At 69.5% G+C, this 22,277-nt stretch carries 20 protein-coding genes; 11 read left to right on the plus strand and 9 right to left on the minus strand.

The features are described from left to right. The first annotated feature begins 58 nt into the window (after window positions 1–58). Both NVV99_RS15415 and guaA read left to right on the plus strand, forming a co-directional pair. Window positions 59–1,783: a GMC oxidoreductase gene (locus tag NVV99_RS15415; protein ID WP_024101588.1), complete on the plus strand. Its 1,725-nt coding sequence runs from the start codon at window positions 59–61 to the stop codon at window positions 1,781–1,783. 67 nt (window positions 1,784–1,850) lie between these two features. Beyond that, window positions 1,851–3,425, plus strand: coding sequence for a glutamine-hydrolyzing GMP synthase (gene guaA, locus NVV99_RS15420; RefSeq protein WP_024101587.1), 1,575 nt, complete (start codon window positions 1,851–1,853; stop codon window positions 3,423–3,425). Window positions 3,426–3,502: 77 nt separating this feature from the next. Here guaA and NVV99_RS15425 read toward each other — a convergent pair whose 3' ends face one another. Both NVV99_RS15425 and NVV99_RS15430 read right to left on the minus strand, forming a co-directional pair. After that, the gene (locus NVV99_RS15425; protein ID WP_024101586.1) at window positions 3,503–3,736 is read right to left on the minus strand and encodes a hypothetical protein; all 234 of its coding nucleotides are present in this window, start codon (window positions 3,734–3,736) and stop codon (window positions 3,503–3,505) included. After that, window positions 3,729–5,222: a PspC domain-containing protein gene (locus NVV99_RS15430; RefSeq protein WP_024101585.1), complete on the minus strand. Its 1,494-nt coding sequence runs from the start codon at window positions 5,220–5,222 to the stop codon at window positions 3,729–3,731. Before NVV99_RS15430 ends, NVV99_RS15425 begins: the two co-directional genes overlap by 8 nt. Before the next feature lie 97 nt (window positions 5,223–5,319). Between NVV99_RS15430 and NVV99_RS15435 the strand changes: the two genes are divergently transcribed. Then, entirely contained in the window at window positions 5,320–6,642 is a 1,323-nt protein-coding gene (locus NVV99_RS15435; protein WP_231414021.1) for an ATP-binding protein, read from the plus strand. Then, entirely contained in the window at window positions 6,639–7,325 is a 687-nt protein-coding gene (locus NVV99_RS15440) for a response regulator transcription factor (RefSeq protein ID WP_006550085.1), read from the plus strand. The genes NVV99_RS15435 and NVV99_RS15440 overlap by 4 nt, the downstream gene beginning before the upstream one ends. A gap of 94 nt (window positions 7,326–7,419) precedes the next feature. On the opposite strand, the gene NVV99_RS15445 is transcribed toward NVV99_RS15440, so the two are convergent. Beyond that, window positions 7,420–8,568: a serine/threonine-protein kinase gene (locus tag NVV99_RS15445; protein WP_024101583.1), complete on the minus strand. Its 1,149-nt coding sequence runs from the start codon at window positions 8,566–8,568 to the stop codon at window positions 7,420–7,422. A 274-nt stretch (window positions 8,569–8,842) separates the two neighbouring features. Here NVV99_RS15445 and NVV99_RS15450 point away from each other — a divergent pair, with 274 nt between their 5' ends. Genes NVV99_RS15450 through NVV99_RS15465 form a run of 4 tightly spaced genes read left to right on the plus strand, consistent with a single transcriptional unit; the run spans window position 8,843 to window position 12,911 of the window. After that, window positions 8,843–9,604 (plus strand): hypothetical protein, encoded by a 762-nt coding sequence (locus tag NVV99_RS15450; RefSeq protein ID WP_024101582.1) that lies wholly within the window; start codon window positions 8,843–8,845, stop codon window positions 9,602–9,604. Then, window positions 9,601–11,181, plus strand: coding sequence for a DNA polymerase Y family protein (locus NVV99_RS15455; RefSeq protein WP_024101581.1), 1,581 nt, complete (start codon window positions 9,601–9,603; stop codon window positions 11,179–11,181). Before NVV99_RS15450 ends, NVV99_RS15455 begins: the two co-directional genes overlap by 4 nt. A 15-nt stretch (window positions 11,182–11,196) precedes the next feature. Next, complete coding sequence (locus tag NVV99_RS15460) at window positions 11,197–11,985, plus strand: alpha/beta fold hydrolase (protein WP_006550089.1); 789 nt, start codon at window positions 11,197–11,199, stop codon at window positions 11,983–11,985. An 11-nt stretch (window positions 11,986–11,996) separates the two neighbouring features. Further along, window positions 11,997–12,911, plus strand: coding sequence for an exodeoxyribonuclease III (locus tag NVV99_RS15465; RefSeq protein ID WP_006550090.1), 915 nt, complete (start codon window positions 11,997–11,999; stop codon window positions 12,909–12,911). A gap of 103 nt (window positions 12,912–13,014) precedes the next feature. Here NVV99_RS15465 and NVV99_RS15470 read toward each other — a convergent pair whose 3' ends face one another. After that, entirely contained in the window at window positions 13,015–14,121 is a 1,107-nt protein-coding gene (locus NVV99_RS15470) for an alcohol dehydrogenase catalytic domain-containing protein (protein ID WP_019288569.1), read from the minus strand. Window positions 14,122–14,171: 50 nt separating this feature from the next. On the opposite strand from NVV99_RS15470, the gene NVV99_RS15475 reads away from it, so the two are divergent. Both NVV99_RS15475 and NVV99_RS15480 read left to right on the plus strand, forming a co-directional pair. Beyond that, the gene (locus NVV99_RS15475) at window positions 14,172–14,696 is read left to right on the plus strand and encodes a hypothetical protein (protein WP_024101580.1); all 525 of its coding nucleotides are present in this window, start codon (window positions 14,172–14,174) and stop codon (window positions 14,694–14,696) included. Window positions 14,697–14,751: 55 nt separating this feature from the next. Beyond that, the gene (locus NVV99_RS15480; protein WP_024101579.1) at window positions 14,752–15,630 is read left to right on the plus strand and encodes a sucrase ferredoxin; all 879 of its coding nucleotides are present in this window, start codon (window positions 14,752–14,754) and stop codon (window positions 15,628–15,630) included. A gap of 103 nt (window positions 15,631–15,733) precedes the next feature. Here NVV99_RS15480 and NVV99_RS15485 read toward each other — a convergent pair whose 3' ends face one another. From NVV99_RS15485 to NVV99_RS15495, 3 genes are all read right to left on the minus strand, one after another. After that, window positions 15,734–17,857, minus strand: coding sequence for an MMPL family transporter (locus tag NVV99_RS15485; RefSeq protein WP_024101578.1), 2,124 nt, complete (start codon window positions 17,855–17,857; stop codon window positions 15,734–15,736). Window positions 17,858–18,142: 285 nt separating this feature from the next. After that, on the minus strand, window positions 18,143–19,672 hold the full coding sequence (locus tag NVV99_RS15490; RefSeq protein WP_024101577.1) for a multicopper oxidase family protein: 1,530 nt from the start codon (window positions 19,670–19,672) through the stop codon (window positions 18,143–18,145). 242 nt (window positions 19,673–19,914) lie between these two features. Continuing rightward, window positions 19,915–20,322 (minus strand): YciI family protein, encoded by a 408-nt coding sequence (locus tag NVV99_RS15495; RefSeq protein WP_024101575.1) that lies wholly within the window; start codon window positions 20,320–20,322, stop codon window positions 19,915–19,917. A 112-nt stretch (window positions 20,323–20,434) separates the two neighbouring features. Between NVV99_RS15495 and NVV99_RS15500 the strand changes: the two genes are divergently transcribed. Further along, entirely contained in the window at window positions 20,435–21,340 is a 906-nt protein-coding gene (locus NVV99_RS15500) for a D-isomer specific 2-hydroxyacid dehydrogenase family protein (RefSeq protein ID WP_024101574.1), read from the plus strand. On the opposite strand, the gene NVV99_RS15505 is transcribed toward NVV99_RS15500, so the two are convergent. Together NVV99_RS15505 and NVV99_RS15510 are read right to left on the minus strand one after the other, a co-directional pair. Then, window positions 21,334–21,666, minus strand: coding sequence for a helix-turn-helix transcriptional regulator (locus tag NVV99_RS15505; RefSeq protein ID WP_024101573.1), 333 nt, complete (start codon window positions 21,664–21,666; stop codon window positions 21,334–21,336). The genes NVV99_RS15500 and NVV99_RS15505 overlap by 7 nt on opposite strands. Continuing rightward, complete coding sequence (locus NVV99_RS15510; protein WP_024101572.1) at window positions 21,653–22,111, minus strand: ATPase; 459 nt, start codon at window positions 22,109–22,111, stop codon at window positions 21,653–21,655. The genes NVV99_RS15505 and NVV99_RS15510 overlap by 14 nt, the downstream gene beginning before the upstream one ends. Window positions 22,112–22,277: the final 166 nt, after the last annotated feature.

Genomic DNA, 22,277 nt, shown 5'->3' on the forward strand with positions numbered 1-22,277 from the left:
GTAGTCACACCGCCGAAGTGCATACTTGCCGGTAACAACTCTCGCCGCTGGAGGTTCCATGGGTAAGCAACGGGTCACGGACTACGACGTCCTGATCGTCGGATCGGGTTTCGGTGGGAGCGTCACGGCGTTGCGCCTCGTGGAGAAGGGCTACAAGGTCGGCGTTCTCGAGGCCGGTCGCCGCTACGCCGACGCCGACTTCGCGAAGACCAGCTGGGACCTGCGCCGCTTCCTGTGGGCGCCCAAGCTCGGCTGCTTCGGCATTCAGCGCGTGCACCTGCTGCGCGACTGCCTGATCCTCGCCGGTGCCGGCGTGGGCGGCGGGTCGCTGAACTACGCGAACACCCTGTACAAGCCTCCGGCGCCGTTCTTCGAGGACCGCCAGTGGGCGCACATCACCGACTGGCAGGACGAACTGAGCCCGTACTACGACCAGGCGAAGCGGATGCTCGGCGTGGTGCAGTACGGCCGGATGACCGACGCCGACAAGGTGATCAAGTCGGTGGCCGACGACATGGGCGTCGGCGAGACCTTCATCCAGACGCCCGTGGGCGTGTTCTTCGGCGAACCCGGCCGCACGGTCGCCGATCCCTACTTCGGTGGCGTGGGTCCCGACCGCACCGGCTGCATCGAGTGCGGTGAGTGCATGACGGGATGCCGCCACGGTGCCAAGAACACCCTCGTGAAGAACTATCTGGGTCTCGCCGAGCGGGCGGGAGCCGAGATCGTCCCGCTGACCACCGTCACCGATCTCCGTCAGGCCGCCGACGGCACCTGGGACGTGATCACCGAACGCACCGGCGCGTGGGTCCGCAAGCGGCGGCGCACCTACTCGGCCGCGCACGTCGTCCTTGCCGCCGGAACGTGGGGCACGCAGCACCTGCTGCACCACCTCAAGGACACCGGTGCGCTGCCCGAACTGTCCGACAAGGTCGGCGAACTGACCCGCACCAACTCCGAATCGATCGTCGGCGCCGGGAAGATGCGGATCGATCCCGATCTGAAGCTCACCGAGGGCGTCGCGATCACGTCGTCGTTCCACCCCACCCCCGACACGCACATCGAACCCGTGCGGTACGGCAAGGGATCGAACGCGATGGGCTTGCTGCAGACCCTCATGACCGACGGCGACGGACGCACTCCGCGCTGGGTGAAGTTCCTCGGGCAGGTCGTGCGGAACCCCGTGAAGATGCTGCGGATGCTCTCGGTGCACCGGTGGAGCGAGCGCACCATCATCGCGCTGGTGATGCAGAACCTCGACAACTCCATCACCACCTACACGACCAAGGGTGTGTTGGGCCGCCGCAAGGTCACGAGCAAACAGGGCCACGGGCAGCCGAATCCCACCTGGATCCCGGCCGGCAACGAGGCCACGCGCCGCATCGCCGAGAAGATCGACGGTGTCGCGGGCGGCACGTGGGGTGAGATCTTCAACATTCCGCTCACCGCACACTTCCTCGGTGGCGCCGTGATCGGATCCGATCGTGACCACGGGGTCATCGATCCGTACCACCGCGTCCACGGCTACCCGACGCTGAGCGTCGTCGACGGCGCCGCGGTCTCCGCGAACCTCGGTGTGAACCCCTCGCTCACGATCGCGGCGCAGGCTGAACGCGCTGCGTCGTTGTGGCCCAACAAGGGTGAGGACGACCAGCGTCCCGAGCAGGGACAGCCCTACCGTCGTATCGCGCCGATCGAACCGAAGAACCCCGTGGTGCCCGTCGACGCACCTGGTGCGTTGCGACTGCCGGTCGTCGAGGTCAAGCACAGCGGCGTCGCGTAGCGACCCGGAAGTGATCGGATGAGCGGCCGCGTCGGGAACACCCGGCGCGGCCGCTTAGACTGTTCGGGTGTCGTCGCAAAGCCAGCAGTCCAGACCGGTCGTCGTCGTCGATTTCGGAGCTCAGTACGCGCAGCTGATCGCGCGGCGCGTTCGTGAGGCCAACGTCTACTCGGAGGTCGTGCCCCACACGGCCGGTGTCGAGGAGATCGCGGCGAAGAACCCGCGCGCGGTGGTGCTGTCCGGTGGCCCCGCCAGCGTGTACGAGGAGGGCGCACCGCGTCTCGATCCCACGCTGTTCGATCTCGACGTCCCCGTCTTCGGCATCTGCTACGGCTTCCAGGCGATGGCGCAGGCGCTCGGCGGCACGGTCGCGCACACCGGCTCGCGCGAGTACGGCCGCACCGAGCTGTCGGTCTCCGGAGGTGTGCTGCACGACGGTCTGCCCGAGACGCAGCCCGTCTGGATGAGCCACGGCGACGGCGTCACCGAGGCCCCCGAGGGCTTCGAGGTCACGGCGACCAGCGCCGGTGCCCCGGTCGCGGCGTTCGAGGACCGCGCCCGTCGCCTCGCCGGTGTCCAGTACCACCCCGAGGTGCTGCACTCGCCCCACGGCCAGCAGGTGCTGAGCCGGTTCCTGCACGACATCGCCGGAATCCCGGGCGACTGGACTGCAGCGAACATCGCCGACGCGCTCGTCGAGCAGGTCCGCGAGCAGATCGGCGACGGTCGTGCCATCTGCGGCCTGTCCGGCGGCGTCGACTCCGCCGTGGCGGCCGCGCTGGTGCAGCGCGCCATCGGCGACCGCCTGACCTGTGTGTTCGTCGACCACGGCCTCATGCGCGAGGGTGAACGGCAGCAGGTCGAGAAGGACTTCGTCGCCGCGACGGGTGCCCGTCTGGTCACCGTCGACGCATCCGAGACCTTCCTGCGCGAGCTCGCCGGCGTCACCGACCCCGAGACCAAGCGCAAGATCATCGGCCGCGAGTTCATCCGTTCCTTCGAGGGCGCGGTCTCCGAGGTGCTCGGCGAGGGTGCCGACAAGGGCGAGACCGTGAAGTTCCTCGTGCAGGGCACCCTGTACCCGGACGTCGTGGAGTCCGGCGGCGGTTCCGGCACCGCGAACATCAAGAGCCACCACAACGTCGGTGGACTTCCCGAGGACCTCGAGTTCGAGCTCGTCGAGCCGCTGCGCCTGCTGTTCAAGGACGAGGTGCGCGCGGTCGGACGTCAGCTCGGTCTGCCCGAGGAGATCGTCGGCCGCCAGCCGTTCCCCGGCCCCGGCCTCGGCATCCGCATCATCGGTGAGGTCACCCGCGAACGCCTCGAGATCCTGCGCCGCGCCGACTCGATCGCCCGCGAGGAACTCACCTCCGCCGGCCTCGACGGACAGATCTGGCAGTGCCCGGTCGTGCTGCTCGCCGACGTCCGCAGCGTGGGCGTGCAGGGCGACGGCCGCACCTACGGACACCCGATCGTGCTGCGTCCGGTCTCCAGCGAGGACGCGATGACCGCCGACTGGACGCGCCTGCCCTACGAGACCCTCGAGCGGATCTCCACTCGTATCACCAACGAGGTGGCGGAGGTCAACCGAGTGGTGCTCGACGTGACGAGCAAGCCCCCGGGAACGATCGAGTGGGAGTGATTTCCGCTCGCCGTAAGCGGTGAGACGACGTCCCCCGGACCGGTCAGGTCCGGGGGACGTCGCGTAGGTGGGGGTGGTTATCTCCGGCGGTTGGGGAGGAAGACCAGCACCGCTCCGATCAGCAGGGCCGCGCCCACCAGGACCCATCCGAGGTCGACGGCGGCGAGGAACTCGACGGAGAACGGCCCGATCATGGCCCATCCGCTCACGACCAGCGCTGCCAGTGCGGCGAGCAGGAGCAGGAGCGACGGTCCCTTGCAGGTGCGCTCGGTCCGATCCTCGGTGTGTGTTCCGGTTTCGTGATCAGCCACGACGCACCTCCAGAGATCCGAATTCCATGTTCGCGTTCAGGTCCAGGACCGGCCCGTCGTCGACTCCGTCGGCACCACCGTCGATGCCGGGGGCGGGGCATCCCCTGATCTCACCGGGACCGACCGTGCAGTCGGCGCGGACGTCCAGGTTCTCCGGCAACAGCACCTCGACGCTGCCGAACCGGCCGTCGACCTGCACCGTGCGGTCCTCGGTGAGTTCGAGTCCCCGCAGATCGAGGGTCATCGCCCCGAACTGGAAGCTGTATTCGGACTCGAGCTGATCGGTACTGGTCGGAGCCCAGGTCCGGTCGCCCCAGTTGGAGGTGTCGACCGGGCCGGCGATCGAGGCGAGGACGACGAATCCGAGGAGGGGGCCGGTGACGACGAGCAGTCCGTGCCCGCGGTGCAGGAACGCGCCGATCAGCAGGCCCAGACCGACGACCGCGAGGGCCGCGGCACCCACCCGGGCGGGGGTCACCCAGGCCAGGTCGGCGGCGGCACCGAGCGCGCCGGTCACCGCAGCGGCGATCACGGCCAGTCCGAGAACCGTCGTGGTCAGGCGCGAGCGTCGATTCGTGACGATCGCAGGTTCGTGCTTCGGTGCCGGTTCGGGCAGATCCCATGCGAACGGGGCGACCCCGAGGGGATCCCATGCCGGCGGTGCCGAACGGTGGGGGGAGAGCGCGTCGACATCCGGGAGCGGAACGTCGGTGTCCTTGCGGTCGGTGTCCTTGCGTAGGTCGGGCATCGGGGACGTCTTCCTCTCAGTCGTCTCGGTGGGCGCTGTGGAATCGGTGCCCGAAGCAGGGGTGTCCGAGGCGTCGGTGGTGCTCAGGACCTCCGTCGCGTCGGTGGTCTGCGCAGGCGGGGTTGCCGCTGTGCTGGTTGTCTTTGTGCCGGCTGCCTCTCCGCCCGGTGTCGTCGTGGCCGCCGGACCCGCCTGCATGTGCCATGCACCGGTGTGTGCGCCCCACGGCGAGCAGTACGCGTTCGTCACCGGAGGCTGAGGAAAGGCCGCCTGGGTGGGGAAGGAGGTTCCCTCGGGCGCCGGCAGCACCGGCGGTTCGGGACGCCGCTGATAGAGCAGCCACCAACCGCCGAGCAGCAGGAGCGTTCCGATGAATCCGGAACCGCCCGAACCCGCACCCACCGGACCGATGGCACCCGCCGCGATCGCCAGGGCCACGAGGAGTACGACGACCTTGGTGGTCGAGTCCGAGCTCGCACCCCGCCCGACGAGCGATTCGAGCGAGGAGACCTGGTCGCCGTGACGGGGGAACATCAGCCAGGCGGCCAGATAGAGGACGAGACCGCCACCGCCGAACAGCGCCGACGCGACGAAGACGACACGGAGCAGCACGGGATCGACGCCGTAGCGCACTCCGATACCCGAGCACACACCCGCGATGTGCCCCTCCTTCGGCAGACGCACGGGGCGGGTCCGCCACATGTCCGCCACCTGGTCCTGAAAGCTCCTCGTGTCCATGGCACCCATCCTGCTGGGCTTCCGCGCGCGGCACATCAGGGACCAACCCTGATTTCCGAGGGCCCGATCGGAACCCGGACATCAGGGTTCGTCCCCGATGCCGGGCCGGCGATCTCCGTGCCAGTATCGAGGTGTGCAACCGGTACCTGGATTACCCGTGACCGTTCCCCGCCTCGAACGACGGGTGGGCGGTCGCATCGTGGGCGGTGTGGCCGGCGGTGTCGCCGACCATCTCGGCATCGACGCCACCAAGGTGCGGGTCGCGTTCACAGTGCTCGCCGCCCTCGGCGGGTTCGGGATCGCGGCCTACGGCTTGCTGTGGATGTTCGTGCCCCCGGGCTCCGACACCGATCGCCCCACCGGCCCCGAACGGCGCCGAGCCATCGGCCTCGCCTTCATGGGTATCGGCCTGGCGGTGGGTCTTTCGTGGCTGTTCAGTGGTGGTGCCGCCGGGGTGGTGCTGCCGATCGTCGTGGTGGTCGTCGGTGCGGCGCTCGTATGGCGTGAATTCGACGTCGAAGGCCCCCGATCGGTACTCGGTCTGCCCGCACATCCGACGGTCCTCACATGGGCCCGCGTACTCGGCGGCCTGACCCTCGTCGTCACCGGACTCGGAGTGATGGTCATCGCGCAGGTCGACGTCGCGGCGCTGCGCTCGTCGCTGGTCGCCGTGGTGGTCACGCTGGTCGGTGCCGCCCTGCTGTCGGTGCCGCTGTGGATCCGGATGTGGCGTGCCCTCGAGACCGAGCGTGCCGCCCGGGTGCGCAACGAGGAGCGCGAGGAGATCGCGTCGCACCTGCACGACTCGGTACTCCAGACCCTCGCGCTCATCCAGAAGCAGGCCGGCGACCAGCAAGAGGTCGTGCGACTGGCGCGCAGCCAGGAACGCGAACTGCGCCGCTGGCTGTTCGGTGGGGACGAGACGCCGAGCACCTCGCTCGCCGAGACGCTGCGCACCATCGCCGGTGAGGTGGAGGACCAGTACGGTCTGTCCGTTCAACCCGTCATCGTCGGTGACGTCGCGCCGGATGACAGCGATCTGACCCCCGAGGCCGCGACCGCCGTGCTCGGCGCGACCCGCGAGGCTCTCGTCAACGCCGCCAAGCACGCCGGGGTGGACAGCGTCGACCTCTTCGCGGAGGTGGAACCGCATCAGGTGAGCGTGTTCGTGCGCGATCGCGGCGTCGGATTCGATCCCGACGAGGTGCCGGCCGATCGGCAGGGTCTGGCCAAGTCGATCCGGGCGCGCATCGAACGTCGCGGCGGCCGGACGGTCGTGAAGTCGAGTCCCGGAAAGGGAACCGAGGTGCGCATCCATGCACCGCGCGCCGGCCGGACGGAGACCGAACGCGAACAGGACACCGAGTCGACCTTAGAGTGGGGGGTGAACGACCCCCACCCCGAGGAGCAGACACAGTGACTTCGATTCCGGCGACATCGTCCGATGCCACCGAGAACAACCGTCCCTATCGTGTCTTCCTGGTGGACGACCATGCGGTCTTCCGCTCCGGAGTGCGCGCCGAACTGGGGCGCGAGGCCGACATGGAGATCGTCGGCGAGGCCGGGGGAGTCGCCGAGGCCGTCGCCGGGATCGAGGCGACCAAGCCGGATGTCGTGCTCCTCGACGTCCACATGCCCGACGGCGGCGGCGTCGCCGTCCTCCAGCGGATCCCGGACGGGCCGGTCTGCCTGGCGCTCAGCGTGTCCGACGCGGCCGAGGACGTCATTGCCGTCATCCGCGCCGGCGCCCGCGGGTACGTGACGAAGACGATTTCCGGTCCGGATCTGGCCGACGCCGTCCGGCGGGTCGCAGGGGGAGACGCCGTGTTCAGTCCGCGTCTGGCCGGTTTCGTGCTCGACTCGTTCACCGGCCGGTCGGCCGCGCCGGAACCGCCCCTCGATCCCGAGCTCGACTCGCTGACGCCGCGGGAACTCGAGGTGCTGCGCCTGCTCGCTCGCGGCTACACCTACCGTGAGATCGCCGAGGAACTCGTGATCTCGGTGAAGACCGTCGAGACGCACGCGTCGAACGTGTTGCGCAAGACGCAGCAGTCGAACCGCAACGCGCTGACCCGTTGGGCACACCGCCGCCGCATCGACTGAGCGTGACCGGTGCTCGTCGTGCCGATGCCGGCGGCGTGCAGTTCTCGTCGCTCGCGAGCGAAATCATCGACGAGGACTGCGCAGCCGGCGCGGATCAGACGACCAGCGCGATGATGACGGCGACGAGCAACGCCACCAGGATCACCGCGATCATCGCCGCCATCGCCAGGGGTGCATAGGCGACGATGCGGTCCTGCGGGTTGTCGGGCACGGGGCCCTTCGGGAGCAGGCGGTCGAGCAGATCCGCCGGGGCGAAACCCTTCGCCGACTTCTTCGGACCACCGGTGGCCTGCGTCGCGGCACCGAGGGGGCGGTCGACGAAGGAACCACGGGGGCGTGCGGGTTCGGTGAAGTGCGCGGAACGCTGTGCCCACGACGGGATCGTGCCGTCCTCGTTCTGGATGGGACGGCCGCGCAGGGCCGCCGCCGATCCGCTCGGTCCGAGGACCACGCGGGCGAGGAGATCGCGCGCCTGCGCCATCGTCGGGCGTCGCGCCGGATCGGGCTGGAGCATCTCGAGCAGGGGCTCGGTGAGCGGACCGGTGTGCGTGGGCATGATGATCTCCGCCCGCGCGACCCGGTGCAGCAACGCGATCGAGTCGGTCTCGAAGCCGAAGGGCGGTTGCCCCTCCACCGCGGTGTAGAGGGTGGCGCCGAGCGAGAAGACGTCGCTGGCCTCGGTGGGATCGTTGCCGCGCGCGACCTCGGGTGCGAAATAGGCGGGGGTGCCGATGATCACGCCGTCGGGGTCGTTGTCGCCCTTCGCGCGAGCGATGCCGAAGTCGCTGATCTTCACGATGCCGGCGTCGCGGCCGCGTTCGGCGATGAGGATGTTGCCGGGCTTGACGTCGCGGTGGACGATCCCGGCGGCGTGCGCGGCGGTGAGGGCGTCGGCGACGTTCGCGCCGATCTGCGCCACCACGTACGGCGGGAGAGTGTCGACGACGTTCATCACCTGCGCCAGGCTGCGGGACGGCAAGTGCTCCATGACGAGCCACGGTTCGCCGTAGTGCAGAGCCATGTCGTACATCGAGATGGCGTGCTCGTGGGCGAGTTGGGCGGCGGCCCGGCCCTCCCGGAGCGCGCGGCGGCGAAGATCCTCGGCCTCGTCGGGATCGAGGTCTGCGGTGGAGATCACCTGCTTGACGGCGACGTCGCGGCCCAGACGGTTGTCGCGGGCGAGCCAGACGGCACCCATGCCGCCACCGCCGAGCTTGGAGTCGAGCCGATATCGACCGGCCACCAAGTGATCCGGTCCTACGGCCCGTCCTGCCCATGCCTGCTCCGCCACTCGATCGAGAGTAGTCGATCGGAGGTGTTCGCCCCGGCCGAAAAACGTGTGAGCTGCACTGTAGTCACCGTCGGGGGCGGTGCTCCCGGCTTGACGGGAAGGATTCGAGTCGGTTCTACTTGATGGGGATCGAAAGTATGTTCGAATAGAGTGCGAGCCGGGCCACGACTTCCCCGTGGTCGGCCGGTCGTGTGTGTCAGGCGGCAGGCGGATGACAGGGGTGACAGTGGGCGAGGTGGCCGAATTTCCGGTGGACGACGAGGAAGCGGGTCGCGCGGAGCGGATCGAAGCGTTGCGACGTCGGATCGCGGCAGTGCCGGCGCGGGGCGAGGTCCAGTCCGTCGCGCGAGGCCGGGTCGAGGCCCCCTCCGACCGCGTCCTGCCCGTCCCGGCTCCGCTCGCGGAACTGTTGCCCCAGGGCGGATTGGTGCGTGGCAGCGTCGTCTCGGTCTCGGGGGCCACCTCCCTTCTCCTCGGGATGCTCGCGTCCGTGACTGCCTCGGGCGGATACGCCGCCGTGATCGGTCAGCGCCGGCTGGGTCTGCTCGCCGCCGCGGAGATGGGAGCCCGTCTGCACCGGTTGGCTGTGATCCCCGATCCCGGACCGGATCCCGTGGAGATCGCCGCGGTGCTGCTCGACGGGATCGACCTGGTGGTGTTGGGGCTCGGTGGGGCATCGGTGCCGCCGTCCCGCGCTCGTGCGGTCGCCGCCCGGGCGCGGAGCAAGCAGTCCGTCCTCGTGGTCACGGACGGTCGCTGGGAGGGTGCACACGTGCGACTGGAGGCGCGGGTCGACGGTTATCGGGGTGTGGACGGTCCCGGCCGGGACCGGCTGTGCGCGACCCGCTTGTCGGTCCGGGCGCACGGGCGTGCGTTTCCTCCGCGCGCCACCCGCGTGGAGGTGTGCGCCGGCCGCAGTGCCGTCGAATGGGCGAGTGAGGAGCGAAATCGGCTGGAGGACGGGCATTTCCGTAAAGCGGTCCGGTGAACGACTCGTCCTCTCGACGGGCGCCCGCGCGGGTCGTGGCCCTCTGGTGCCCAGACTGGCCCGCCGTCGCCGCCGCCACCGCCGCGGAGTTGCCCGCGACCGTCCCGGTGGCGGTGGTCTCGGCGAATCGTGTCGTCGCCTGCTCGGCCTCGGCGCGGGCCGCGGGTGTCCGGCGCGGCCTGAGACGACGTGAGGCGCAGGCACGCTGCCCGGAACTGCATGTGGCCCGCTCGGATCCCGACCTGGAAGCGCGGACGTTCGAGGCGGTGGTGGCCGCAATCGATGCGGTGGCCCCGGGCGTGGAGGTGCTGCGCCCGGGTCTGGTGGTCCTCGCCGCGCGCGGTGCAGTCCGGTGGTTCGGTTCGGAGGAGGCCGCCGCGGAGGCCCTGATCGACGCGGTCGCGGCGAACGGCGTGGAATGCCAGGTCGGTGTCGCCGACGAGTTGTCCACAGCGGTCCTCGCCGCGCGCCGGAACGCGCTGGTCCCGACGGGGAGGGGCGCCGAGTTCCTGGCGCCGCTGCCGGTCTCGTATCTCGCGGTGGAACCGGCGCTGGCGGCTCCTCGGCGGGCCGACACGGTGGATCTGTTGCGCCGTCTCGGTATCCGCACCATCGGAGCGTTCGCCGCGTTGTCCCCTATCGATGTTGCGTCACGCTTCGACGCGGACGTCGTCGCTGCGCACCGGAGCGCACGGGGCCTGCCGGAACGTCCCCCGTCGGGGCGGCCGATCCCTCCGGACCTGACGGTCGAGCAGCCCTGCGACCCGCCGGTGGAGCGGGTCGACGCCGCGGCCTTCGCCGGTCGCGCACTGGCCGAACTGCTCCACACCAGGCTCGCGGCAGCGGGAGTCGCATGCACGCGACTGCTCGTGACGGCACGCACCGGGGCCGGGGAGGAACTCGCGCGCACCTGGCGCTGCGCCGAGCCGCTCACCCCCGAGGGTACGGCCGATCGTGTGCGATGGCAGCTCGACGGATGGCTCACCGGCCGCAACACGAACCGGCCCACGGCGGGAATCGTGCTGCTACGTCTCGAACCGGTCGAGGTCGTGGCCGCCGGTGCGCTGCAGCTCGGGCTCTGGGGCGGTGTCGGCGACGAGGACGAACGCGCACGTCGGGCGCTCGTCCGAGTGCAGGGCCTGCTCGGTGGGGACGCCGTCCGGATCGGAGTGCTCGGCGGCGGCCGGGGACCCACCGAACGGATCGTCCTCGTGCCCGTCGGCGACGAGGCGATACCGCACTCCGACCCGGACGCACCGTGGCCGGGCCGGCTCCCGCCCCCGGCTCCCGCGCTGGTGTTGCACACACCTCCCTCGATCCGGCTGGACGACGACGTGGGGAATCCGGTCTCGGTGACCGAGCGCGGACTGCTCAGCGGGTCACCTGCTCGGCTGCGATGGGGAAGTCGCAGCTGGACGGTGATCGGATGGGCCGGTCCGTGGCCGGTGGACGAGTACTGGTGGGATCCGGCCGCCGCCCGGTGCGCCGCCCGTCTGCAGGTGCTGCTCGAGGAATCACGGGCCCTGCTGGTGTTCTTCGGTGCCGACGGCTGGCGGGTGGAGGGCGTCTACGACTGAGTAGGCTCGAGCATCATGAGATCTCCGGTCCTCACCGTCGCGCCGAACGGGGTCGCCCTGGCGTATCGCGAATACGCTGCGTCCCGCGAATCCGCGGGGTCCGCCGCCCGTTCCGTGCCCGTACTGCTGGTGCACGGGATGGGGGGTGACGGGCGCACATGGACCCGGTTCGCCGGAAACCTGGTGAAGGCGGGCCGACGGGTGATCACCGTCGACCTGCGCGGGCACGGACGCAGCGGCCGGGCCCCCTCGTACCGTTTCGACGAGTTCGCCGCCGACGTCGCCGGCCTGTGCGCCCACCTCGGTGTCGAGGCCGTCGATCTCGTCGGGCACTCGCTCGGCGGTCATGTGGGATCGCTGGTCGCGCAACAGAATCCCGGCCTCGTCCGGCGACTTGTTCTCGAGGAGACACCTCTGCCGTTGCGGGAGGGGGATCCGGTTCCGGAGGTGCCGGCCCACCGCCCGACTCCCGCGGAGTTGTGGCACGCCGCGACCAGCATGGCGCTCAACCCGCGCGCGGTCACCGCCTTCGACCGCTCGATGACGCCGTCGGTCGTCGCCCAGTTCCACACGCCGAATCCGGTGTGGTGGAAGCATCTTCCGTCCCTCGACGCTCCGACCCTGCTGTTGCGCGGAGCGCGCCGCGGCAGCATGGTCGACCCGCGCCTGCTGACGGCGGCAGTCGACGCGCTGCCTTCGGCCTCAGTGCGGGAGATCGGCTGCGGGCACAGCATCCACCGCGACCGTGCCCGCGATTTCGCAGCGGCCGTCGTCCCGTTCCTCACGGATCGAACGGTTGCCTAGACTGGACGATCGTGCGCATCGCGACCTTCAACATCAACGGAATCCGCGCCGCACAGCGCCGCGGATTCGAGGACTGGTTGCGTGAGCGCAACCCCGACGTGGTGGCCCTGCAGGAGGTACGCGCTCCGGCGGCTGCGATCCCGCAGGGAGTCTTCGGCAAGTACCACCTCGCCTACGACGAGGGCACCCTTCCCGGCCGCAACGGCGTCGGAATCCTGACCCTGCACGAACCTGCCGCCGTGCGCACCTGGAGCGGCACCGCACTGCTGCGACTTCCCGGTGAGGAACACGTCGACCGGATCGAGTTCGATCGGGGAGCGCTGGCACGCGGACTGTCCGAATTCGCCCACGAGGGGCGGTACGTCGAGGTGGATCTCGCCGACGCACCGATCACCGTGGCGTCGCTGTACCTGCCGAAGGGCGGGCTCCCGGCGCACCTCCAGAAGCCCGGGCGCATGCGCGACGAACCGGACGGTGGGATGCGCTACCAACGCAAGATGCGGTTCCTGTCGGCCTTCGCCCGGCAGCTGACCCGTAGCCGACTCGCGGCGCGCGCCCAGGGGCGGGAGTTCCTGATCATGGGTGATTTCAACGTCGCCCACACGCGCTACGACGTGCGCAACTGGCGGCGTCGCGGGCAGGCCGAGGGCTTCCTTCCCGAGGAACGCGCCTGGTTCGATTCACTGTTGTCGCCGCGCACGCTCGTCGACGTCGTCCGCCGGCATCATCCCGAGGTCGACGGTCCCTACTCGTGGTGGTCGTGGCTGGGGGAGTCGTTCGCCTCCGATTCCGGGTGGCGGATCGACTACCACCTCGCCACGCCGCGACTGGCCCGGACCGCGATCTCCGCAGGGACCGACCGCGATCCGGCGCCGGACCGGAGGATCAGCGATCACGCGCCGGTCGTCGTGGACTACGACATCTGAGTGACTGTCGTGGACTACGACATCTGAGTGACTGTCGTGGACTACGACATCTGAGTGACTGTCGTGGACTACGGCATCTGAGCTTGATATGTAGGGCTCGTGGTCAGTCCATGGTGAGGATCTGACGGAGGGCGGTTCCGTCGGCCAGGGCGTCCATCGCCTCGTTGATCCGACCCAGCGGCAGACGGTCGGTGACGAGTCGCTCGACCGGCAGTCGCCCCTCGCGCCACATGTCCACGAAGCGGGGGATGTCGCGGGCCGGGACGGCAGATCCGAGGTAGCTGCCCACCAGTGAGCGGCCCTCGCCGACGAGAGCGGTGGGCGAGATCTCGAGCCGGGCGTCGGGGGCGGGCAGGCCGACAGTGATCGTAGTGCCTCCCGGTCCGGTGAGCGCGACCGCCGTGGCGAGCGCGGGCACGCTCCCCGCGGCCTCGATGACCAGCCGCGCCTTCACGCCCTGTTCGACGGCCTCGTCCGGTGAGAGGACGCGTTCGGCTCCCAGCGACCGGGCCGTATCGCGCTTGTCCGGGGAGGTGTCGACGGCGATCACGGTGACGTCGTCGTGGGCCAGCGCCACGAGCAGCGCGGCCATCCCCACTCCGCCGAGACCGACGACGACCAGCGTGTCCCCGGCCTGAGGACGAGCAGTATTGACGACCGCACCGCCACCGGTCAGCACGGCGCAACCCATCAGCGCGGCGACCTCGGCGGGGACGTCGTCGCCGACACCGACGAGCGACCGCGTGTCGACGACGGCGTGGGTCGCGAAGGCCGATGCTCCCAGATGGTGGTGGACGTCGTTCCCGTCGCGGTGCAGCCGCCGGGCGCCCGACAGCAGGGTTCCCGCCGCGTTCGCGGCCGATCCCGGGATGCAGGGGCGGATGCCGTTGCTCGCGCAGCCCTCGCACTCACCGCAGCGGGGCATGAAGGTCATGACGACCCGCTCGCCGACGGAGAATCCGGTGGTGTCGTCGCCGAGTTCGACGATGCGTCCGGCCGCTTCGTGCCCGAGCAGCATGGGAACCGGACGAGGCCGGTTGCCGTCGACGACGGACAGATCGGAGTGGCACACACCGGCGCATTCGATCTCGACCAGTGCCTCACCCGGGCCTGGTGGGTCGAGTTCGAGAAGGTCCACGCTGAGCGGGGTGGACTCCTCGTACCGCCGTCGACGTCCGATCTCCTCCAGGACTGCTCCGGTGATCTGCACGGGTCTCCCTTCCGTAGAGTCGCGGATTCTCTGCCTTTAGCATCACGAGCATGACACTCACCCGGGCCGACCGCTTCCTCATCGGTGCTACCGCAGTCTTCCTCGTGTCCCAGGCGAACATCGGTCGGGTTCTCGGCTCCACGGCCCCGACGGTGGGCACCCTCCAGACCACCTTCTCGGCCGCGAAGTACCGAAAGATCCTCGACAATCTCGGTCCTGAGGAGATCGAGCGCTACCGGCAGCACTACTACTGGGACATGGTCCATCCGGCGACCTTCGCGATCGCATTGCGGGCCGGTGCACGATCGCTCGACGAACACCGCCCGCTGTCGCCGAGCACGCGTCGGATCCTGATGGCGGCGCCCGTCGTCGCCGCGGCGGGGGACTACGTCGAGAACGCCGTCGGCCTGTACCTGCTGGATCACCGCACCCGGATCGACGATCGGACGGTCCGGGCCGCCTCGACCGTCAGCGTCACCAAGTGGGTGCTGGCGCTGGGCAGTTTCGCGTACCTGTCGCAGGGATTCCTGCGGATGTGGGGCGGTGCGGCACAGCGGCTTCTTCGCCGCGGCTGACCGGTCACCGCGGGGTGCCGGGCCGTCACGAGGGTGTCCGGGCCACAATGTCCGCGTGACCACCATCTCCGTTCCCACCTGTTCCGCACTGTCCGCGCTCGACGAGCCGCTGCCCGGTACGGCGGCCACCGCGCCCGGCTACGTGTGCCTCGAGGTGCCGACGGGCTGGGGCCGCGACGTGCTCGACGGCACCGCCCTCGGCGCCGAGTTGTCGGACGAATTGTCCGCCCGGGCGAAGGCCGCGGACGTGCGGATCCTGTTCATCCGGAGACCCGGCCGCGACGTGGTGCGGGAGACCCGGACCGTCCTGCTGGCCCGCACCGAACCGGAGAACACCTGGTGCGAGCGGCTCGAGATCACCGAGCCGGCGGAGCTGCTCGACATCGTCCCCCGTGTGGTCGCAGGTCCGGCCCCCGGTCTCGGCACGGCCGTGCAGGACCCGATCGTCCTGGTGTGCGCTCACGGAAAGCGGGACCGGTGCTGCGCTGTGCTGGGGCGCCCGATCGCGGCCGCTCTGACCGCCGAGTTCGGGCAGGACGTGTGGGAGTGCTCGCACACCGGCGGACACCGTTTCGCGCCGTCGATGATCATGCTGCCCACCGGTTACACCTACGGGCGGCTCGACGAGGACGACAGTCTCGCCGCCGTCCGCGACGCCCGGAACGGGTATGTCCACGCGGGTGGCCTGCGGGGTCGCAGCACCTGGGGTGCGGCCGGGCAGGCCGCCGAGATCGCGGTGCGCGAGGCGATCGACGAGTTCGCGATCGACGGCGTGACGGTCGAGGGCGGGGACGAGCCGATCGTGCGTCATCGCGACGGCCGGGCATGGCAGGTCGGGGTGGAGACCTCGGAACTACCGGCCCGTCCGGCGAGCTGCGGTGCCGCGGCCAAGCCGGCGCGTCCCGTCGTCGCGACGACGATCACGCCGCTGTAGCGACACCCCGACCACCCGGCCGCTCTGCGGTTCAGTGATCCCGCCGCTCTGCGGTTCAGTGACCCGGCCGCTCTGCGGTCTAGTGATCCCGCCGCTCTGCGGTCTAGTGACCCAGTCCGACCTTCGCGTGCACGCGCTTCATCCACGCCGGTGCCCACCAGTTGGCCTCGCCCATGAGCTTGACCAGTGACGGCACGAGCAGCATGCGCACGATCGTTGCGTCGATGATCAGCGCGACGATCATGCCGACGCCGAGGAACCGCATGATCGACAGGCCGGAGATGGTGAAGGCCCCGGTGACCACGATCAGCAGCAGTGCAGCGGCGGTGACGACACGTCCGGTGCGGGCAATGCCGTACTCGACGGCTTCTACCGTCGTCGCTCCGGCCGCGCGGGCCTCCATCATGCGCGACATGAGGAACACCTCGTAGTCGGTCGACAGGCCGAACACCACGGCGAGGATGAGGACGACGAAGGTCGGCTCCATCGCCGCGGGAACGACGTGCAGCCACGAAGCACCGTGGCCCAGCTGGAATACCCAGGTCAGCACGCCGAAGGTCGCGGCGAGACTCAGTGCCGCCATGAGCACCGCCTTGATCGGCAGTGCCACCGACCCGAATGCCAGGAACAGCAGCACCAGGGTCGAGAGCACCATGATCGTGATCATCCAGGGGAGCGAATCCGAGACGGCCTGGTTGGCGTCGTCGACGAGAGCCCGGCCGCCGCCGACGAGCAGGTCGGTGCCGTCCGGCACGTCCAAGGCGCGCAGTTCGCCGGTGATCTCGCTCGCCCGTGCGGTGCCGTCCACGCCCTGAGCGTAGAGGCCTTGCAGGACCACCACGTCGGACTCCTGCCCGACGATGACGGTCTGCGAGATGCCGTCGACCTTGGCGACCTCGGTGGACACCGTGCGCACGGCAGTGCTGTCCGGGGCCTGTCCGTTCTCACCACGCAGGACGAGCGTGGCGCCGTTGCCGGTGCTCGGGAACTCGTCGAGCAAGGTCTGGGTGGCCGCGCGGGCCTGGCTGTCCTCGGGCAGGGCGGTGTATTCGATCTCCCCGAACCGTGCTTCGAACACGGGCGACGCGAGTACGAGGAGACCGCCGGTGATCACCACCGCGATCAGGGCGGGACGGCGCACGACCTTGCGGACGACCCCACCCCAGAAACGACGTGCCCGCGCTTCGGCGCGGGTGGAGGTCTCACGGTCCCAGGTCCACGCGTTGATGCGGTGGCCGAGCATCGTCAGCAGGGCGGGAACCGCGGTCAGCGACAGGACGGCGGCACCGAGGACGGCGGCCATGGCACCGAGGCCGAGCGACCGCAGCACCGTCTGCGGGAAGACGAGCATGCCTGCGAACGCGCAGATCAGCAGGGCAGCGGAGAACATCACGGTGTGACCGGCGGTGGACATCGTCCGCTTGACCGCCGAGGTGACGTCCGAACCGGCCGCGAGTTCCTCGCGGTAGCGGCTGACGATGAACAGGCCGTAGTCGATCGCCAGGCCCAGACCGATCAGCGACGTGATGTTCAGCGCGTACGACGACACCTCGGTGAAATTCGACAGCAGGCGCAGGGTGGCGAGGGACGAGAAGATCGCGAGCACACCCACGAAGACCGGGACCGCGGCGGCGACCACCCCGCCGAAGATGAACACCAGCAGCACCAGCGTGATGGGCACCGCGATGAGCTCGGACCGGACGAGATCGCTCTCCAGGGTGTCGGTGAACTCGATCGCGACCACGGTGTTGCCGGCGAACTGCGATTCCACGCCGGGCACCTCGAGCAGGTCGAGGGCTTCGGGGAAGCTCGCGGCGGTGAGCCCGGAGTTCGCGCCGAGCGTGATCGAGGCAGCCACGCTGCGTTGGTCGGTCGACAGCAGCAGCTGGTTCATCGGCGGCGGAGCGGTCCAGTAGGTCTGGATCGACTCGGCGGGGACGGCGTCCTGGAACTCGGCGAGGGTTCTTTCGATGTCGGGACGGATATCGTCGACCGTGCGTCCCTCGGGTGCGGTGTAGAGCGCGATGATGTCCGCGGCCTGCGACCCGAAGTTCTCGTAGATGATCTGCTCGACCTCGACGGCCTCGCTGTTCGGGTCGTAGTAGCCCGTGCCGGTCAGCTTGCCGAAGATCCCGACGCCCCAGGCGCCGGCGAAGAGCACGACGAGCAGCACGATCGCCAGTACCCATCGGCTCCTGGTGACGACGATCTCGGCCCAGCGACTCATGCCCACTCCCGGTTCCGCTGACGATTCTGACGATCGGCAACTGTACTGGCGTGGAGTGGGAGGGCTTCACCCTGCTCGGCCGGAACGGCCGCGAGATCAGGGGAGGAAGAAGGTGGACCGACGCGCCGGATGCCTCACGGCACGTTGCGCAACGTGGCTCCAGCCGGACGGTATTCCACGAAGGCGGTTTCTCATTGGCTCCGGGGCGTACGCGACGCGCCGATCCACACTCCTCAACAGGGGTGGGCAAGGATCCATTCCCGGCCCTGCCGGACGTGACCGGGTTCACCCGCCGTCGTGGGCATGGTGGGCGGTGCCGGCCGCCTGCGTCACGTCGTGCACCTCGTCGGCGCCGACCACCACGAACTGTCCCATCATGCCGCTGTCCTCGTGTTCGAGCAGGTGACAGTGGTACATGTACGGCATCGCCGGATCGGTGTGGCTACCGAACGGAACGAGCAGCCGCACGGTCGCCGCCGGCGGGACGAAGACGGTGTCCTTGCGACCGGCCAGGGACGGATGGTCGGGACTCACCCCGGTCATGCCGAGGATCTCGAACTGCACGTCGTGGATGTGGAAGTTGTGGATCGTGCCGCTGACGTTGCGCACCTCCCACAGTTCGGTGGTGCCGGCGACGACCACCTCGTCGATCCGGCCCATGTCCATCTCGCGATCGTTGATGGTCGTCGACGAGGTCAGGTCGATGCGGCGGGTGCTGCTCGGTTCCCCGAGCTCCGGAAGGGTGGTCAGCCTCTCCGGGATCGCGGCCGACGACCCGAGGACGGGTGCCGCCCGCAGCTCGAGGACGTCCATGCGGTCGTCGCCACCGGAGAAGCGGTCCTGCCAGAAGCCGGCCTTCAGCTCGGGCGGGGTGCTGCGCAGCACGTGCCTCGAACCTGCTTCCGGCCGGACGACGATCTCGGCGCGCTCGCCCGGCGACAGCTGGAGACTGCGGACGGCCCGCGGCTCCTCGAGCAGACCACCGTCGCTGCCGACGAGGAGGAACGGTATCCCGGTGTCGAACGAGAAGTTGTAGACGCGCGCGTTCGACGCGTTGAGCACCCGGAGCCGGACCGTCTCGGTGCCGACGTCCAGGAACGGCCGCGGTGTGCCGTTGACGAGGATCTCGTCGCCGAGCGTGCCGACGTCGGCGAAGATCGCGTTGCTGTCGTCGAGCTGGTCGCCGTCGAACTTCCGGTCCTGAACGATGAGGGGGATGTCGTCGACCCCGTAGTCGTGGGGGAGCGGCGACCTGCCGGGCTCGTCGATCAGGAACATGCCCGCGACGCCCCGGTACACGTGCGCGGCGGTGGAACCGTGCAGGTGCGGGTGGTACCAGAGGGTCGCGGCCGGCTGATCGACGGTCCAGTACGGCGACCATGTCGTTCCCGGCTCGATCGGCTGGTGCGGTCCGCCGTCCATCGCCGCGGGCAGGTGCATGCCGTGCCAGTGCATCGTGCTCGTCTCGCCGAGTTCGTTCGTGACGTTCACGCGCACGTTCTCGCCGCGCACGGCGCGGAGAGTGGGTCCGAGATAGCTGCCGTTCACGCCCCACGTCCGGGTGTCGGGGCCGTGCCCGAGGTCGGTCGTGCCGCGCTGCATGGTCAGGTCGAACACGCGCGTGCCGTCGGCCTCGACGGTGCCCGACTCGACGGGAGGGATGCGCAGGGCGGTGTCGAAGTCGACGCGTCCGGTGGTGTCGAGCGCGCGCGTGGTCCACGCGTGGACGGCCAGGCCACCGATGACCGCCACGAACGCGATGAAGAGCACGAAGGGTATGGCGAGCAGACGCACCAGGATTTTCACGACATCCATGCTCGTTCTCCCACACCCTCGGCACATCCGGCGTGGCACCGGATTTCGTGGTGGGGGAGAACCCTGACGGAACCTCAGGAAGCGCTGTGCAGTCGTGCTGCCTGCCGCACGAGATGGTCGCGTTCGGGCACGCTGGTCGCCGGGTGCGCGGCCTCCGCGTAGAGCCGAGCCGCCGTGACGGTGTCCACGGCGTCACTCCGTGACGGTGTCCACGGCGTCACTCCGTGACGGTGTCCACGGCGTCACTCCGTGACGGTCGGCGGCTCGGACATGAACGGGCGCACCTCCAGCCATTCGTGGATCGGCTTCCCACCGGCTCCCGGCGCGGCCGACAGTTCGCCGGCCAGTTCCAGTGCCCGGTCGTAGCTGTCGACGTCGATCACCATCCACCCGGCGATGAGATCCTTCGTCTCCGGGAACGGCCCGTCGGTGACCGGGGGACGTCCCTCGCCGTCGTAGCGGACGAAGGTGCCCTCCGGGGAGAGCGCCTGCGCGTCGACGAACTCGCCGGTGCTCTCGAGCCGGGCGGCGAAATCCTGCATGTACCGGATGTGGGCCGACACCTCGTCCGGCTCCCACTGATCCCTGGGTACGTCGTTCACCGCTGCCGGGGCGCCGCGGGAATGCTCGAGCAGCAGGTACTCGGCCATGATGTTCTCCTCCGTGCGGTACGGCCCATTGTGGCCGCGTTCGTGGAGGAGACGGAGCCGCTTCCGGATTCTCGACATCCCTCCGCGAGGGATTCGAGGTTAGGGTCGCGGCATGCGTATTCATCTCGGACCCGGCCACGACGAACACCTCGCCACCGCGATCGTCTCCGGCGGTGGAACCCTCTCCGAACTGGATGAGGCCGATGCCCTGGTGTGGGACGGCAGCGCCGAGGAGTTCCCGGATCTGCCCGATCGGGTGCGTTGGGTGCAGCTCACCTACGCGGGTATCGAACCGTTCTTCCGGGCGGGCGTGATCGACGACCGCCGGCTGTGGGCGAATGCGTCCGGTGTATACGCCGACAACGTGGCCGAGTACGCGGTGGGAGCACTGCTCGTGGGGTTGCGGCAGTTCCACGCCTCGGTCGTCGCGAAGCGGTGGACCAAGGACGTTCTCGACCCGCGGGTGCGGACCCTCCACGGCTCGACCGTGGCCATCGTCGGATGCGGCGGTATCGGCCGGGCGATGATCCCGCGCCTGCACGCCCTCGGCGCGGACGTCGTCGCGGTCAATCGTTCGGGCCGTCCCGTCGACGGCGCGAAGGTCACGCTGCCGGCCGACCGCACGCCGGAGGTGTGGTCGATGGCCGATCACTTCGTCGTCGCCGCACCCGCGACCGCCGAGACCGATCATCTCGTCGACGCTGCCGCGCTCGCGGCGATGCCCGGGTCGGCGTGGCTCGTGAACGTCGCGCGGGGCAACCTCGTCGACACCGACGCGCTGGTGAAGGCGCTCGGGGACGGTGCGATCGCCGGGGCGGTTCTCGACGTGACCGATCCCGAACCGTTGCCCGAGGGTCATCCGCTGTGGGATCTCGACAACGCCGTGATCACACCGCACATCGCCAATACACGCAGCCGGCTGACGCAGACGTTCGCGCCGACCCTCGAGGAGAACGTGCGCCGGTTCGTCGCGGGCGAGGAGTTGATCGCCCGGGTCGATCCGAACGCGGGTTACTGAGGCCGTTCGGCCGCCTTCTTGATCGCGGACAGGCGACGGTCCCAGCCTGTCCCCACGGCGTCGATCGCACGCCCGACCGCGCTCAGCCGCGATCCGACGGCGGAGAAGCGGATCTCCCGTCCGGCGCGCTCGGAGGTCACGAGACCGCACCGCTCGAGCACCGCCAGATGCTTGGCGATGGCCTGACGGGAGACCGTGAACTCGGCCGCGAGTCCGGACGCCGACGCCGGAGACCGGCCCAGTCGCTGCAGGATGCGCCATCGGGTGTCGTCGGCCAGGGCCGCGAAAACGGGATGCAGATCGGCGGAGAACTCAGCGTCGGGCAACGCTTTCGTCCTTCTCGAGATGGTGCTTGGCGATTTCCAGTTCGGCCGTCCAGCCGCGGGAGTTCTCCTCGAAGCGGGTGCGGCGTTCGCTCGCGTCGCCGGGCAGGGAGTCGAATCCGGTTTCCGTGACTCGTAATTCGGTTGTGCCGGTGTCGAGCGCGGTGAGCCGGAACTCGACGAGGGTGGACGGACTGTCGGGATCGGTGTGGTCGGCGAGCCAGCGGAAGGCGGCGTAGTGCGGTTCGTCGAGGGTCACGGTGCGGAAGACGAAGGCGCCGTGGACCGGATCGTGCACGGTGGTGAGATCTCCGTCGTGTTCGAGGCGGTGCTCGGTCCACTCGTTGTCGTTGATGTACCAGCCGGGTTCGGCCACGAGTGTCCATACCCGGTCCACGGGCGCGTCGATGGTGATGTCGCGTTCGATGCGGTCGAGTTCGTCGGTCATGACTGTCTCCTCCGATGGGAATGCAACTCCAGGGTTGCACCCCTATCGCCCATGGTGCAACCCCCTGATTGCAGTCGATTGTGCAGTTCTCGTCGACATGCCTGGATGCATCGACGAGACCTGCACGCGTTCGAGCATCGAACTCGAACACATGTGCGATACTGAA

Source organism: Rhodococcus sp. PAE-6, assembly GCF_025290685.1.
GTDB classification, from domain to species: Bacteria; Actinomycetota; Actinomycetes; order Mycobacteriales; family Mycobacteriaceae; genus Rhodococcus; species Rhodococcus pyridinivorans.

Excerpts from the sequence above, each read along its gene's own strand:
- NVV99_RS15415 (WP_024101588.1), top strand. The coding sequence starts at position 59 with ATGGGTAAGCAACGGGTCACGGACTACGACGTCCTGATCGTCGGATCG.
- NVV99_RS15430 (WP_024101585.1), bottom strand. The coding sequence starts at position 5,222 with ATGGACACGAGGAGCTTTCAGGACCAGGTGGCGGACATGTGGCGGACC.
- NVV99_RS15435 (WP_231414021.1), top strand. The coding sequence starts at position 5,320 with ATGCCGGGCCGGCGATCTCCGTGCCAGTATCGAGGTGTGCAACCGGTA.
- NVV99_RS15460 (WP_006550089.1), top strand. The coding sequence starts at position 11,197 with ATGAGATCTCCGGTCCTCACCGTCGCGCCGAACGGGGTCGCCCTGGCG.
- NVV99_RS15475 (WP_024101580.1), top strand. The coding sequence starts at position 14,172 with ATGACACTCACCCGGGCCGACCGCTTCCTCATCGGTGCTACCGCAGTC.
- NVV99_RS15485 (WP_024101578.1), bottom strand. The coding sequence starts at position 17,857 with ATGAGTCGCTGGGCCGAGATCGTCGTCACCAGGAGCCGATGGGTACTG.
- NVV99_RS15490 (WP_024101577.1), bottom strand. The coding sequence starts at position 19,672 with ATGGATGTCGTGAAAATCCTGGTGCGTCTGCTCGCCATACCCTTCGTG.
- NVV99_RS15495 (WP_024101575.1), bottom strand. The coding sequence starts at position 20,322 with ATGGCCGAGTACCTGCTGCTCGAGCATTCCCGCGGCGCCCCGGCAGCG.
- NVV99_RS15500 (WP_024101574.1), top strand. The coding sequence starts at position 20,435 with ATGCGTATTCATCTCGGACCCGGCCACGACGAACACCTCGCCACCGCG.
- NVV99_RS15510 (WP_024101572.1), bottom strand. The coding sequence starts at position 22,111 with ATGACCGACGAACTCGACCGCATCGAACGCGACATCACCATCGACGCG.